This is a genomic window from Kitasatospora sp. NBC_01539 (genome assembly GCF_045040525.1).
Taxonomy (GTDB): domain Bacteria; phylum Actinomycetota; class Actinomycetes; order Streptomycetales; family Streptomycetaceae; genus Kitasatospora.
This window is the reverse complement of the sequence record NZ_CP109390.1, coordinates 4,837,968-4,850,751: the sequence shown is the minus strand read 5'-3', so window position 1 is coordinate 4,850,751 and position 12,784 is coordinate 4,837,968. Positions and strand designations below refer to the sequence as shown.

The window sequence follows — 12,784 nt, the reverse complement described above, 5'->3', positions numbered from 1 at the left end:
AAGGGGGAACGGGGACATGACGGACGATCGACAGCTGGACTGGGACGGCTGCCTGAACGTGCGCGAGCTGGGCGGCCTGCCCACCGGCGACGGGCGGTGGACCCGCCGGGGGGCCGTCGTCCGTGCGGACAACCTGGACCGCCTGACCGCCGAGGGCTGGGCCGCCCTGCGGGCCCACGGCATACGCACGGTGGTCGACCTGCGCAACGCGGAGGAGTACCGGCCGCTGCTGGAACGGCCCGACGGGATCGGCCTCGTCCGGGTGCCGCTCGACGAGCTGGCCGGAGCGGACTGGTGGGCCCGCTTCGGCGGCCTGGACGGCACACCGCTGGCGTTCCGCCCCTACCTCGACCACTGCCGGCAGGCGGTCGCCGACGTGGTGGCCGCGGTCGGCCGCGCGGCGCCGGGCGGCGTCGTCGTGCACTGCGGGGCCGGACGCGACCGGACCGGCCTGGCCTCGCTCGTCCTGCTGTCGGTCGCCGGGGTCCGGGCCGACGCGATCATCGACGACTACCTGCTCAGCACGGCGAACCTGCGCCCGCTGTGGGGGATGCTCGGGCGGCCCGACGAGGCCGCCGCGATCGAGGCGGTGCTCGACGCGGCCGGCACCACCGCGGAGGCGGCGCTGCGCGAGACGCTGGAGGAGTTCGAGCCGGTGGCGTACCTGCCGGCCGGCGACGCGGCCGCCGTGCGCGCCCGGCTGCTCGGCTGAGCCCGCCCGGCCGACCCGGGGCGGGGGCGCCGGACGGGCCGCCGGGGGCCGCTCGGCGGCAGCGGGTCCAGTGGGTCCAGCGGGTCTAGAAGCCGGAGACCGGACTGGTCACCATGCGGACCCGGCCGTCGGCCCGCGCCGCGAGGCCCGCGGAGAGGCGCAGTGACCGGGCCGGGCCGAGCAGGCCGAGCGCCTCGTCGACCGCGGCCCAGCGGAAGTGGTCGAGTTCGCCGACCGGGAGGGTGATCGGGGTGTCGGCCGGGATCGTGCCCAGGTCGAAGAGGAAGTGGCAGGCCGGGTGGTCGAGCTCGGCGGAGGGGTTGGTCCAGGCGACGGCGAGCAGGGCGCCGGCCTCCTTCTCGATGCCGGTCTCCTCCAGGAGTTCGCGCGAGGCGCCCTGCTGGGGGTTCTCGCCGACGTCGACGGTGCCGCCGACGAACTGCCAGTGCTCCCGGTACCCGGCCTTGACGATCAGCACCCGGCCCTCCGGATCGGTGATCAGACAGCCGGCGGCCGCGTACACCCGGGGCAGCGAGGCGAGCCACTCCTCGCGGCTCTGCAGCAGCGGGCTCTGCGGCAGCGAGCTCTGCGGCAGCGGGTTCTGCGACGGGGTGTCGGACATCTGCACTCCTCCGGTCGGGGCGGCCGCCCTCCGACGGCGCGCGGCCCCACTCTCCCGCATCGGCGCACGGCCGCGCCCCCTGCCGTGGCGGCGGGGGGCGCGGCCGGAGTGTCCTCCCGGGGTGCGGTCAGTGGGCGGAGTGCTTCTCGGCGCCGCGGTGCCGGTGGCCCGGCAGTTCGACGTGGTGGGCGGCGCCGTTCATCGGCCCGGCCGCGCCGTCCGTGCGGCGGCGGCCGCCGTGGCCGAACGCCTCGTCGCCGAAGTACGGCGTGCTGCGCGCGGCGGCCGGCCCGTCGGTGTGGAGCTGTGGGGCGAGCGGGCCCGGGGTGCCCGCCATGCCGCGGCGTTCGAGGATGTCCTGGGTGCCGCGACGGAGCCTGGTCATCTTGCCGCTGGGGCTCTTGGTCATGGTCCGCCTCCCTTCGGCGACCGGGCCGCCCCGCCGGGGGTCGCGGGACTCGGGAACACCAGCCGCACGGGGTGTTATGTCCGTATTTTAGGCTCTTCACTCCCCCTGGCACGGTCACGGTCCGACGACCCGCCGTCCCGGCGCCGCGCCGTGTGGGAGCATGCCGCGTGGCCACGCTGACCCCCGTCGACGATCTGCGGACCGCCCCCGCGACGCCGCGAGCCGGACGCGTGCGGCACCCCGCCGCCATGACCCGCGCCCTCGTCGGCCTCGCGGGCGTCGGCCTGCTCCTCCTGCTCGCGCAGTACGCCCAGGGCACCGCGGGCGGGCTCGACGCGGACGTCGCCGAGGGCACCGGCCTCCTGCCGCGCCCACCGGAGCGGCTGGTGGCCGCGTTCGGCGCCGCCGCCCTGCTGCTCGTCCCCCTCGCCTTCGCCGTCGACCGGCTGCTGCGCCGCTCCGGACGGCGGATCGCCGACGGGGTGCTGGCCGCCGTCCTCGCCTACGCGCTGTCGCTCTCCCTCGATCTCGCGGTGGGCGGCCTGACCGCCCTCACCCACCCCTCCCCCGGCGGTCCCGGCCGCACCGACCCGGTGTACGGGCACCTCGCGCCGGTGCTGGCCTTCATGACGGCCGTCGGTGCGGGCGGCCTCCCGCGCTGGCGCACCGCCCTCGCCGCGACGCTCACCGCGGCGGGCCTCTCCGGCCTGCTCACCGGCTACGCCACCCCGCTCTCCGTCGTGCTCGCCCTCCTCGTCGGGTGGACCGCCGCGCACGCGGTCACCTGGGCCCTCGGCGAGCCCACCCGCGAGCCGTCCGAGCTGCAACTCTGGGTCGCCCTGCGCAACGCCGGCACCCGGCCCAACACGATCCGGGTGGCGGGCACCTGCTGCTACCGCGTCACCCAGCACCAGGACCGCCCCGACCTGGACGTCCACCTGCTCGACCGCCGGTCCGGCGCCACCGGGCTGCCGCACCACGTCTGGCAGCTGCTGCGGCTGCGCACCGCACCGCTCCCGCTGGGGCTGCGCCCGGTGCGCGCCGCCCTGGCCCACCAGACCCTGATCGCGCACGCCGCGGCCGCCGCGGGCGTGCGCACCCCCGAACCCCTCGCCGCCGCCGAGCTCGGCCCGGACTCCGCCCTGGTCGCCTACCGGCACCTGCCCGGCCGGCCGGTCGGGCAGGTGCCGCCGGCCGAGATCACCGACGCGGTGCTGGCCGACGCCTGGCAGCAGCTGCGGCTCCTGCAGCGCCGCTGCATCGCCCACCGCGCCCTCACCCCGGACGCCGTCCGCCTCGGCGACGACGGCCTGGTGCAGCTGACCGACCTGGCCCACGGCGAGATAGCCGCCGGCGAGCTGCTGCTCCGCCTCGACGTCGCCGGGATGCTCACCGTGCTGGGCCTGCGGGCCGGAGCGCGGCGCGCGGTCGCCACCGGCATCGCGGTGCTCGGCCCGGCCTCGATCGGCGCCGCACTGGCGCTGCTGCAGCCCATCGCCCTGCCGCGGGCCACCCGCGAGGCGCTCGCCCGGCAGCCCGAGCTCGCCGCGGGCATACGGGCGGAGGTGCTGCGGCACCGCCCGCAGGCACCGGTGGAGCCGGTGCGGCTGGAGCGGCTGCGTCCGCGCACCCTCGCCACCGTGGCGGCGGGCATGGCGGGCGGCTACCTGCTGCTGCAGGCGCTGTTCGGCGCGGGCCTCGACTCGTTCCGGGCGGTCGCGGAGGCCGATCCGCTGTGGCTGGCCGCGGCGGTGCTCGCGGCGGCGGGCAGCTACCTGGCGGCCACCCTCGGCTTCGTCGGCTTCGTGCCGGAGCGGATCGGGCTGCGCAGCGCGCTGGCCGCCCAGGTCGCCGGGTCGTTCGTGAAACTCGTGTCGCCCGGCGGGGTGGGCGGTGTCGCCCTCAACACCCGCTTCCTGCAGTGCAGCGGCATCCCGACCGCGCAGGCACTGTCGAGCGTCGGTGCCGCCCAGCTGCTGGGGCTGGTGCTGCACCTGCTCCAGCTCGCCCTCTTCACCACGATGATGGGCCTCGGCCCGCAGACCGACCTGCCCGACCCGGCGTGGCTCGCCGCGGGCCTCGGCCTCGTCGCGGCCGTGCTGCTGTCGGCCCTGGCGGTGCCGTGGCTGCGGCGGCGGATCGTCGGCCTGCTGCGGCCGCTGCGCGCCGAGGTGCTGCCGCGGCTGCTCGACCTGCTGCAGCAGCCCGGCAAGCTGGCGGCGGGCGTCGCGGGCCAGCTGCTGGTGTCGATGGCGTTCGTGGTCTGCCTGTACTGCTGCGCGATGGCGGTCGGGGCGCGGCCCGCGTTCAGCGCCGTCGCGGTGGTGTTCCTCGCGGGCAACGCGGCCGGTTCGGCCGCCCCCACGCCCGGCGGTGCGGGCGTGGTGGAGGGCCTGCTGACCGAGGGCCTGGTGCACACCGGCGGCATGGACCAGGGCAGTGCGTTCGCCGCGGTGATGCTGTTCCGGCTGCTGGTCTTCCTGCTGCCGGTGCTGCCGGGCTGGCTGGCGTTCACCTGGCTGCAGCGCCGCCGGGCGCTCTGAGCGGCCCGAGGCGCGGGCGCGGGCGCGGGCACGACGGTGGGAGCGGCGCGGGTCAGTCGCGGTAGTCGTCCTCGTCGTCGAGCGCGACCACCAGGGACTGCTCGACGGCGTCGCCGTCGTCCGCCTGGCGGGCTCCGAGGGCCCGCCGCTCGCGCAGCTGCTCCAGCTCGTCGACCTGCGGCTCGGCCACCTCGCGCTCCTCGTCCTCGGTCTCCGGCACGGCGGGCGACTCCTCGTCGTAGTCCTCGGGGAACTCCGGGTTCTCTGGGTTCTCGCGCATGGCGCCAGTATCCGCCGCGGACCGGCCGCGCGCGCCCCGTCGGCCCGGGACCGGCGCGGCGGAGGCAGGCGTCAGATCCGTCCGGCCCGCCGCTCCGCGGCGAGGAGCCACAGCAGGTAGCCGCCGCCGAGCAGGCCGGTCACCACGCCGACCGGCAGCTGGTGGCCCGCGACGAGCCGCTGGGCCGCGAAGTCGGCGGTGACCATCAGCGCCGCACCGGTGCACAGCGAGACCGCCGGGTTGGGGCCGGGCGAGCGGGTGAGCCGGCGAGCCAGCTGGGGTGCGGTCAGCGCGACGAACGAGACGGGCCCGGCGGCCGCCGCGGCGAGCGCGGCGAGCAGCACGGCGGCGGCGAGCAGCAGCAGCCGCAGCCGCCCGACCCGGACACCCAGCGCGGTGGCCGTGTCGTCGCCGAGCTCCAGGCCCTGCAGTGCCCGGCCGCAGCCGAGCAGCACCACGGGCACGAGCACGGCCATCGCGACGAGCAGCGGCAGGGCGTCGTCCCAGCCGCGGCCGTCGAGGCTGCCGGTGAGCCAGAGCACCGCGCGGGCGGCGTCCATGAGCTGCGCGCGGGTCAGCAGGTAGCCGTTGACGCCGCTCAGGACGGCGGCGGTGCCGATGCCGACCATGATCAGGCGGCCGCCGTGCAGCCCGCCGCGCCAGGACAGCGCGCAGACCGCGGCCCCGGTGGCCAGGCCGCCGGCGACGGCGCCTCCGGCGAGCGCGAGGCTGCTGCCGCCGACCACCACCACCACGAGGGCGCCGGTCGCGGCGCCCTGGGTGAAGCCGAGGACGTCCGGGCTGCCCAGCGGGTTGCGCACGAGCGACTGGAAGAGCGCGCCGGCCAGGGCGAGGGCGGCGCCGACGAGCAGGGCGGTGACGACCCGCGGCAGCCGGAGCTCGTTGACCACGAAGTCCTCGGCGGGGGTGCCGCCGCCGACGAGGGTGCGGAGTACCTGCTGCGGGGAGATCGGGTAGTCGCCGCTGCCGAGCGTGAGGACGGAGACGGCGGCCGCGAGCAGCAGGCAGGAGGCGGCGGCGACCAGGGCCCGGGGCCGGAAGCGCACCGACAGGCGGCCGGCGGTGAGGACGGTGCTCATGCCCGCACCGCCCTGCCGCGGCGGGTGAACCAGATGAAGAACGGGCCGCCGAGGACGGCCGTGACGATGCCGACGAGGAGTTCGCCGGGCCGGGCGACGACCCGGCCGAGCACGTCGGCGCCGAGCAGCAGGACGGGCGCGAGCACCGCGCAGTACGGGAAGAGCCGGCGCAGGTCGGGGCCGGTCAGCCGGCGGACGAGGTGCGGCACCAGCAGACCGACGAAGAGGATCGGGCCGCAGGCCGCGGTGGCCGCCCCGCAGAGCAGGGTGACGGCGAGGATGCCGCCCGCCCGGGCCAGGGCGGGGTTGGTGCCGAGGGCGACGGCGGAGTCCTCGCCGAGGGCGAGCGCGTTGAGCGGGCGGGCCAGGACGAGCGCGAGGAGCAGGCCGGCGGCGACGAACGGCAGGATCCGCCAGACCGTGCCGGGCCGGGCGTCGGCGAGCGAGCCGACCGTCCAGAAGCGCATGCGCTCCAGCGAGGTGGTGTCGAGCAGCATCACGGCGCTGACGAAGGAGAAGAGGGTCGCGTTGAGGGCGGAGCCGGCGAGTGCGAGCCGGGCCGGGGTCGCGGTGCGGCCCCCGCCGACGGCGTACACGAGCACGGCGACGGCGGCGGCCCCGGCGAAGGCGAACCACACGTAGCCGTCGAAGGTGGTCACGCCGAGGAGGGCGATCGCGGCGACGACCGCGGCGGAGGCTCCGGCGTTGATGCCGAGCAGGCCGGGGTCGGCGAGCGGGTTGCGGGTGAGCGCCTGCATCACCGCGCCGGCGAGCCCGAGGGCGGTGCCGGCGAGCAGGCCGAGCAGGGTGCGCGGCAGCCGCATGTCGTGCACGACGGTGTGGGCGGGCGACTGCGGGTCGGTGAGTCCGGGCCAGATGTCGCCGAGCGGGATGCGGCCGGCGCCGACGGAGATGCTGAGCACCACCACGGCGGCCAGCAGCAGGACGGCGGCGGCGAGCCCGGCGGCGCGGCGCGCGGGGCGGGTCGGCGGGGCGGCGGGCGCGGCCGGGTCGGCGGCCTGCGGTCGCCGTGGTCGGGTGACGGGCACGGAGGGCTCCGGGGAGGGGCGGGGATGGTTCGGGCACCCCCGGGGCAGAAACTTAGGTTAGGTTAACCTATGCTCCCCGAGGGGCCATCACCGCCCTCACCTGCCACGACGCACCTGCCCCGAAGGACCGCCATGTCGCACGACCGGACCTCTGCCCACCTCTCCCGCCGCGGCCTCCTCGCCGCCGGCGGGGCCGCCGCCGCCGGTGCACTCCTCACCGCCTGCGGCAGCGACGGGAAGTCCGGCGGCGCGCCGGCCGGCGGCGGCGCCGCGAGCAGCGGCCCGTGGTCGTTCACCGACGACCGCAGGAAGGCCGTCACCGCGAAGTCCGCCCCCACCCGCGTGGTCGCCTTCACCGGCACCGCCGCCGCCCTCGCCGACTTCGGCCTGGGCAGCAGCCTGGTCGGCGTCTTCGGCGAGACGAAGAAGGCGGACGGCTCGGCCGACCCGCAGGCCGGCAGCCTGGACCTCGGCAAGGTCGAGATCGTCGGCAACGCCTGGGGCGAGTTCAACATCGAGAAGTACGCGGCGCTCCGGCCCGACCTGCTGGTGACCCACATGTACGACGCGGACGCCCTCTGGTACGTGCCGGACGAGAGCAAGGACAAGATCCTCAAGCTCGCCCCGTCCGTCGCGATCACCACCGGCCGGGTGCCGCTGACCCAGCCGATCGAGCGCTACGCCGCCCTCGCCGCCTCGCTGGGCGCCGACCTGACGGCCCCGAAGGTCACCGACGCCAAGGCCCGCTTCGAGAAGGCCGCCGAGACCCTGCGCCAGGCCGCCAAGGCCTCCGGCGGCCTGCGGGTGCTCGCCGCGTCCGGCAGCCCGGACCTCTTCTACGTCTCCAACCCGAAGGTCAGCACCGACCTGCTGTACTTCTCGCAGCTGGGCGTCGACGTCATCGTGCCGGAGAAGACCGACGGCGGCGACTACTACGAGGGCCTGAGCTGGGAGAACGCCGGCAAGTACGCCGCCGACGTGATCCTGCTCGACAACCGCAGCACCGCGCTGCAGCCCAAGGACCTCACCGCCAAGCCCGCCTGGGGCGAGCTGCCCGCCGTGCGGGCCGGCCAGGTCACCCCCTGGGACGCCGTGCCGCGCTTCTCGTACGCGGGCGCCGCACCGCTGCTGGAGAACCTCGCGAAGGCGATCCGGAGCGCCCGGAAGGTGGCGTGATCCGCCCATGAGCAGCGCATCCGCCCCGGAGGCCGCGGAGTTCGGGTTCTTCGGGGCGGCCGTCGTCCGCACCGCCCGGCTCGGCCCCACCCTGCTGCGGATCACCTTCGGCGGCGAGGGCCTGCGGGGCTTCCGGTCCGGCGGCCGCGACCAGAGCCTCTCGCTCTTCCTGCCGCATCCCGGGCAGGACGCCCCGGTGCTGCCGCTGGAGGCCGGGGACGGATGGTTCGCCGCCTGGCGCGCGCTCGACCCCGCGGTCGCGGCGGTGATGCGCTCGTACACCGTGCGGGCGCACCGGCCCGAACAGGCCGAGGTGGACGTGGACTTCGCCCTGCACGGGGTCGGCACGGAGGTGTCCGGCCCCGCTGGACCGGCGGCCCGCTGGGCCGCCGGCGCCCGGCCCGGCGACCGGGTCGTGCTGCTGGGGCCCGCCGTCGCGGACAACCGCAGCGTCGGCTTCCGCCCGCCCGCGGACGCGGAGTGGGTGCTGCTGGCCGCCGACGAGACGGCGCTGCCGGCCGTGGGCTCCGTACTGGAGTCGCTGCCGGAGGACCTGCCCGCCACGGTGTTCGTCTCGGTGCCGTACGCGGCCGACGTGCAGGAACTCGCCGGGCCGCCCGGCACCCGGATCACCTGGCTGGTGCGGGAGGCCGGCGACCCCGGGCTGCCCGAGGCCGTGCGCGCCGCCGACCTGCCGGCCGGGCGGCCGTACGCGTGGCTGGCCGGCGAGGCCGGGGCGGTGCGGGCGCTCCGCCGTCACCTGGTCGGCGAGCGGGGCACCGACCGGCGGTCGGTCTGCTTCTCCGGGTACTGGCGCCGGGGGGTGTCCGAGGAGCAGCTGCGCGCCGAGGCGGCCGCCGCGGCCGGCCCGGCGGACTGACCCGGGCTCAGCACCGCTGCGGCGGAACGGCCCGGGCCGCCGGCGCGGCCCGGACCGGGCGCTGCCGGAGGTGGTGACGGAACCCCGAGGGCTATGTAAGGTAAACCTTGCCTAAGGGGTGCCCGCACCCCGGTCGGCCGCCGCCTCCGGGCCGGCCGGCGACCCGGGCCACGGGGGCGGGCCGCGCCGCCGTGCGGACTTCGCGACCCTGGGGGACGAGTGAGCAGCCGCCTCGCCGAGCGACCCGGCCCCGCCCGCCGGGACACCCGCCCGCACCACCGCACCCACCGCCCGCTCGACCTGCTGCCCCGGCTGGCCCACCTGCGCGGCCGCACCGTCGTCGTGAAGTTCGGCGGGAACGCCATGGTCGACGAGGACCTGAAGGCGGCCTTCGCCCAGGACGTCGTCTTCCTGCGCTACGCCGGGCTGCACCCGGTGGTCGTGCACGGCGGCGGCCCGCAGATCAGCGCGCAGCTGGAGAAGCTGGGCCTGGAGTCGTCGTTCACCGCGGGGCTGCGGGTCACCACGCCGGAGACGATGGACGTCGTGCGGATGGTGCTCTCCGGGCAGGTCCAGCGCGAGCTGGTGGGCCTGCTCAACGGCCACGGCCCGTTCGCGGTCGGCATGACCGGCGAGGACGCGCACACCATGACGGCCGTGAAGCGCTACGCCGTCGTCGACGGCGAGCAGGTCGACATCGGCCTGGTCGGCGACATCGTCGACATCGAGGCCGGCGCGGTGAAGGCGCTGATCGGCGACGGCCGCATCCCGGTCATCTCCTCGATCGCGCGCGGCACCGACGGCCACGTCTACAACATCAACGCCGACACCGCCGCGGCCGCCCTCGCCGTCGCCCTCGGCGCCGAGATGCTCGTCGTGCTCACCGACGTCGAGGGCCTGTACAAGAACTGGCCCGACTCGGACGACGTGATCGACCGTCTGTCCGCCTCCGAGCTGGAGGAGATGCTGCCGACCCTGGCCAGCGGCATGCTGCCGAAGATGGAGGGCTGCCTGAACGCCGTCCGCTCCGGTGTCGGCACCGCCCGCGTGCTCGACGGGCGCGTGCGGCACAGCCTGCTGGAGGCCTTCCGGCCCGGCGCACCCGGCACCCTCGTGACACCCGGCCCACTCCCCCACCCCAACGCTGCGCACACGGACGGAATTTGACCTACCCCTGACCGGTAAGGGAAGTTAGGCTAGCCTTACCTTATGGGGGGGTCGATCGGCAGAGCGGGTCTCCGCCGCCCGAGCAGCACAAGCGACGGAAGGACGAGCATGTCTCGACTGCGTAAGGACGACGTGCCCGGCCAGGGCGACGCCATCGAGGACCTCGTCGGCATAGGCTTCGGCCCCGCCAACCTGGCGCTCGCCATCGCGGTCGACGACCACAACGGCCGCAACCCGCAGGACACCCTGCAGGTGCGCTTCCTGGAGCAGCAGGAGCGCTTCGGCTGGCACCGCGGCATGCTGCTCGAAGGCGCCACCATGCAGGTGTCGTTCCTCAAGGACCTCGTCACCATGCGCGACCCGCGCAGCCGCTTCACCTTCCTGACGTACCTCCAGGAGCGCGGCCGGCTCGCCGACTTCATCAACCAGAAGTCCTTCTTCCCGACCCGGCTGGAGTTCCACGACTACTTCGAGTGGTGCGCCGCCGAGTTCTCCGGCGCCGTGGCGTACGGCCGCCGGGTCGTCGGGGTCCGCCCGGTGCACGCCGACGGCCGGGTGGCCGCCGTCGAGGTCACCGACGAGCGGGTCGGCGGCGGCGACCGGCGCACCTCCCTCGCCCGCAACATCGCCGTCGGCACCGGCCTCCGTCCCACCCTGCCCGAGGGCGTCACCGCGGGCGAACGCGTCTGGCACACCCGCGACCTGCTCTTCCGCGCACCGGCCCTGACGGAGCTGCGGCACCGCCGCTTCACCGTCGTCGGCGCCGGGCAGTCGGCCGCCGAGGCCGTCGAGTACCTGCACCGCACGTACCCCGACGCCGAGATCTGCGCGGTGTTCTCCCGGTACGGCTACAGCCCCGCCGACGACAGCCCGTTCGCCAACAGGATCTTCGACCCCGCCGCCGTCGACGACTACTACGGCGCCCCCGAGTCCGTGAAGCGGGACCTGCTCGGGTACCACGCCAACACCAACTACTCCGTCGTCGACGGCGACCTCATCGAGGCGCTCTACCGCACCGTCTACCAGGAGAAGGTCGCCGGCCGCGAGCGCCTGCGGATGCTCAACACCTCGCGCCTCACCGGCGTCGAGCACACCGCCGACGGCGCCCGCGCGTTCGTGCGCAACCTCGCCACCGACGAGGAACTCGCCCTCGAATCGGACGCGGTGGTGCTCGCCACCGGCTACACGCACGTCGACCCGCGCGAACTCCTCGGTGCCTTCGCCGCCGACTGCCTCACCGACGACCGGGACCGGCTGCGGGTCGACCGCGACCACCGCGTGCTGATGGCCGACCACGTCGACGTCGGCATCTACCTGCAGGGCGGCACCGAGCACACGCACGGCATCACCTCCTCGCTGCTCTCCACCCTGGCCGTGCGCTCCGGAGAGATCTCCGACTCCCTGCTGCTGCGCCGCACCGGCCGCACGCTCGCCGCCGACCGGGCGGCCGCCGTCCGGCCCTGACCGCCGCACGCCGACCCACACCGCCCGTACGCCCCCGACCGGAACGGACCACCCGACCATGCCCGACGGCACGCCTGCCGGCCTCGACCTCGACACCCTGCGCGCCGACCTCGCCGACGTCCTCGGCGAGCGGCCGGAGGACATCGCGGACGACGACGACCTCCGCGACCTCGGCCTCGACTCGATCCGCCTGATGGGCCTCGTCGAGACCTGGCGGGGCCGCGGCGCGCAGGTCGAGTTCGCCGACCTGGTCGAGCTCGGTCCCGCCCCGACCCTGCGCTCCGTGGCCGCCCACCTGGCCGCCTGAGCCTCCCCCGACGCCCGCCGGCGGCACCCGTCGGCCGCCGGGCAACCGCACCACTCCCGAGGAGAACCATGCGCACCACCGCCCTGCCCCGGACCCGCCGCAGACTCGCCGCCGTCTCGCTCTCCGCGGCCGCCGTGCTCACCCTCGCGGCCTGCGGCTCCGACGGCGGCAAGGACGCCGCGCCCGCCGGCGACACCGCGGGCAGCGGCAGCGCCGCCGCCGGCCCGGTCGTGGTCGAGGCCACCAACGGCAAGGTCACCGTGCCCGCCGGCGTGAAGCGGATCGTCTCGATCTCGTACGCCACCGGCGCGCTCCTCGACCTCGGCGTGCAGCCGGTCGGCACCAGCACCCTCGACGAGAACAACCCGGTCGAGCTGCTGCCCGCGCAGAAGGAGGCCGCGGCGAAGATCGAGCCGATCGGCTCCGGCATCGAGATCAACATCGAGAAGGTCGCCTCGCTCAAGCCCGACCTGATCGTCGTCGAGGGCGCCACCGCCTTCGACTGGGGCGTCAAGAAGCTCGAAGGCATCGCCCCCACCCTGTACTTCGGCATCGAGACCCCGGTCGACCTGCTGAACGCCCAGGAGAAGATCGCCACCGCCGTCGGCAAGGACGCCGAGTTCGCGAAGCTCAAGGCGGACTACGACGCCAAGGCCGCACAGATCAAGGCCACCTACGCGGGCAGGCTCAACTCGGTGAAGTGGACCATCGCCTCCTCCTACGGCGGCGGCGAGTTCCTCGTCGACACCAGCACCTCCTGGGTCGGCCGGGTGCTGAAGGACGCGGGCGCGACCTTCTCCCAGGCCTCCGCGGACGGCAAGGAGCACGAGGTCACCTACTCGACCGAGAAGCTCGACGTGCTGGCCGACGCCGACATCGTCCTCGTGCCGCGGATGGCCGCCACCGGCGAGGTGCCGCAGGACACCAAGGACCTCGACAAGCAGCCGGCCTGGCAGAACCTCAAGGCCGTCAAGGCCGGGAAGGTCCTGCCGGTCACCTACGCCACCAGCGACCGCTACGGCACCTCCATCGACGTGCTGAACCAGATCGAGACGATCCTCAAGGGCCTCTAGGC

At 75.6% G+C, this 12,784-nt stretch carries 13 protein-coding genes; 8 read left to right on the top strand and 5 right to left on the bottom strand.

Annotated features, from left to right (window positions below; all coding sequences use genetic code 11):
• Positions 1–16 precede the first annotated feature (16 nt).
• Entirely contained in the window at positions 17–712 is a 696-nt protein-coding gene (locus OG335_RS20930; RefSeq protein ID WP_405012652.1) for a tyrosine-protein phosphatase, read from the top strand.
• Between the two features lie 85 nt (positions 713–797).
• On the opposite strand, the gene OG335_RS20925 is transcribed toward OG335_RS20930, so the two are convergent.
• Together OG335_RS20925 and OG335_RS20920 are read right to left on the bottom strand one after the other, a co-directional pair.
• Complete coding sequence (locus OG335_RS20925; RefSeq protein WP_405012651.1) at positions 798–1,334, bottom strand: NUDIX domain-containing protein; 537 nt, start codon at positions 1,332–1,334, stop codon at positions 798–800.
• Positions 1,335–1,461: 127 nt separating this feature from the next.
• Positions 1,462–1,743, bottom strand: a complete 282-nt coding sequence (locus tag OG335_RS20920) for a hypothetical protein (protein ID WP_405012650.1) — start codon at positions 1,741–1,743, stop codon at positions 1,462–1,464.
• 167 nt (positions 1,744–1,910) lie between these two features.
• On the opposite strand from OG335_RS20920, the gene OG335_RS20915 reads away from it, so the two are divergent.
• A complete protein-coding gene (locus OG335_RS20915) occupies positions 1,911–4,286 on the top strand; it encodes a lysylphosphatidylglycerol synthase domain-containing protein (protein ID WP_405012649.1) in 2,376 nt (791 codons plus the stop codon).
• Between the two features lie 52 nt (positions 4,287–4,338).
• Here the strand turns inward: OG335_RS20915 and OG335_RS20910 are convergent, their stop codons facing one another.
• The 3 genes from OG335_RS20910 to OG335_RS20900 form a co-directional block, all read right to left on the bottom strand.
• Positions 4,339–4,566: a hypothetical protein gene (locus OG335_RS20910; protein ID WP_405012648.1), complete on the bottom strand. Its 228-nt coding sequence runs from the start codon at positions 4,564–4,566 to the stop codon at positions 4,339–4,341.
• 71 nt (positions 4,567–4,637) lie between these two features.
• Positions 4,638–5,666, bottom strand: coding sequence for a FecCD family ABC transporter permease (locus OG335_RS20905; protein ID WP_405012647.1), 1,029 nt, complete (start codon positions 5,664–5,666; stop codon positions 4,638–4,640).
• The gene (locus tag OG335_RS20900) at positions 5,663–6,715 is read right to left on the bottom strand and encodes a FecCD family ABC transporter permease (RefSeq protein WP_405012646.1); all 1,053 of its coding nucleotides are present in this window, start codon (positions 6,713–6,715) and stop codon (positions 5,663–5,665) included. Before OG335_RS20900 ends, OG335_RS20905 begins: the two co-directional genes overlap by 4 nt.
• A gap of 132 nt (positions 6,716–6,847) precedes the next feature.
• Between OG335_RS20900 and OG335_RS20895 the strand changes: the two genes are divergently transcribed.
• The 6 genes from OG335_RS20895 to OG335_RS20870 all read left to right on the top strand — a co-directional run bounded on the left by OG335_RS20895 (position 6,848) and on the right by OG335_RS20870 (position 12,782).
• The gene (locus OG335_RS20895; protein ID WP_405012645.1) at positions 6,848–7,891 is read left to right on the top strand and encodes an ABC transporter substrate-binding protein; all 1,044 of its coding nucleotides are present in this window, start codon (positions 6,848–6,850) and stop codon (positions 7,889–7,891) included.
• 7 nt (positions 7,892–7,898) lie between these two features.
• Positions 7,899–8,771, top strand: coding sequence for a siderophore-interacting protein (locus OG335_RS20890; protein WP_405012644.1), 873 nt, complete (start codon positions 7,899–7,901; stop codon positions 8,769–8,771).
• A 300-nt stretch (positions 8,772–9,071) separates the two neighbouring features.
• Positions 9,072–9,938 (top strand): acetylglutamate kinase, encoded by an 867-nt coding sequence (gene argB, locus OG335_RS20885; RefSeq protein ID WP_405015469.1) that lies wholly within the window; start codon positions 9,072–9,074, stop codon positions 9,936–9,938.
• Between the two features lie 108 nt (positions 9,939–10,046).
• Positions 10,047–11,402, top strand: a complete 1,356-nt coding sequence (locus OG335_RS20880) for a lysine N(6)-hydroxylase/L-ornithine N(5)-oxygenase family protein (RefSeq protein WP_405012643.1) — start codon at positions 10,047–10,049, stop codon at positions 11,400–11,402.
• Between the two features lie 58 nt (positions 11,403–11,460).
• A complete protein-coding gene (locus tag OG335_RS20875; RefSeq protein WP_405012642.1) occupies positions 11,461–11,709 on the top strand; it encodes a phosphopantetheine-binding protein in 249 nt (82 codons plus the stop codon).
• A gap of 68 nt (positions 11,710–11,777) precedes the next feature.
• Positions 11,778–12,782 (top strand): ABC transporter substrate-binding protein, encoded by a 1,005-nt coding sequence (locus OG335_RS20870; protein ID WP_405012641.1) that lies wholly within the window; start codon positions 11,778–11,780, stop codon positions 12,780–12,782.
• Positions 12,783–12,784: the final 2 nt, after the last annotated feature.

Bases quoted from the DNA above. Each gene is read 5' to 3' on its own strand.
- OG335_RS20930 (WP_405012652.1), top strand. From the start codon at position 17: ATGACGGACGATCGACAGCTGGACTGGGACGGCTGCCTGAACGTGCGC.
- OG335_RS20925 (WP_405012651.1), bottom strand. From the start codon at position 1,334: ATGTCCGACACCCCGTCGCAGAACCCGCTGCCGCAGAGCTCGCTGCCG.
- OG335_RS20920 (WP_405012650.1), bottom strand. From the start codon at position 1,743: ATGACCAAGAGCCCCAGCGGCAAGATGACCAGGCTCCGTCGCGGCACC.
- OG335_RS20910 (WP_405012648.1), bottom strand. From the start codon at position 4,566: ATGCGCGAGAACCCAGAGAACCCGGAGTTCCCCGAGGACTACGACGAG.
- OG335_RS20905 (WP_405012647.1), bottom strand. From the start codon at position 5,666: ATGAGCACCGTCCTCACCGCCGGCCGCCTGTCGGTGCGCTTCCGGCCC.
- OG335_RS20895 (WP_405012645.1), top strand. From the start codon at position 6,848: ATGTCGCACGACCGGACCTCTGCCCACCTCTCCCGCCGCGGCCTCCTC.
- OG335_RS20890 (WP_405012644.1), top strand. From the start codon at position 7,899: ATGAGCAGCGCATCCGCCCCGGAGGCCGCGGAGTTCGGGTTCTTCGGG.
- OG335_RS20880 (WP_405012643.1), top strand. From the start codon at position 10,047: ATGTCTCGACTGCGTAAGGACGACGTGCCCGGCCAGGGCGACGCCATC.
- OG335_RS20875 (WP_405012642.1), top strand. From the start codon at position 11,461: ATGCCCGACGGCACGCCTGCCGGCCTCGACCTCGACACCCTGCGCGCC.
- OG335_RS20870 (WP_405012641.1), top strand. From the start codon at position 11,778: ATGCGCACCACCGCCCTGCCCCGGACCCGCCGCAGACTCGCCGCCGTC.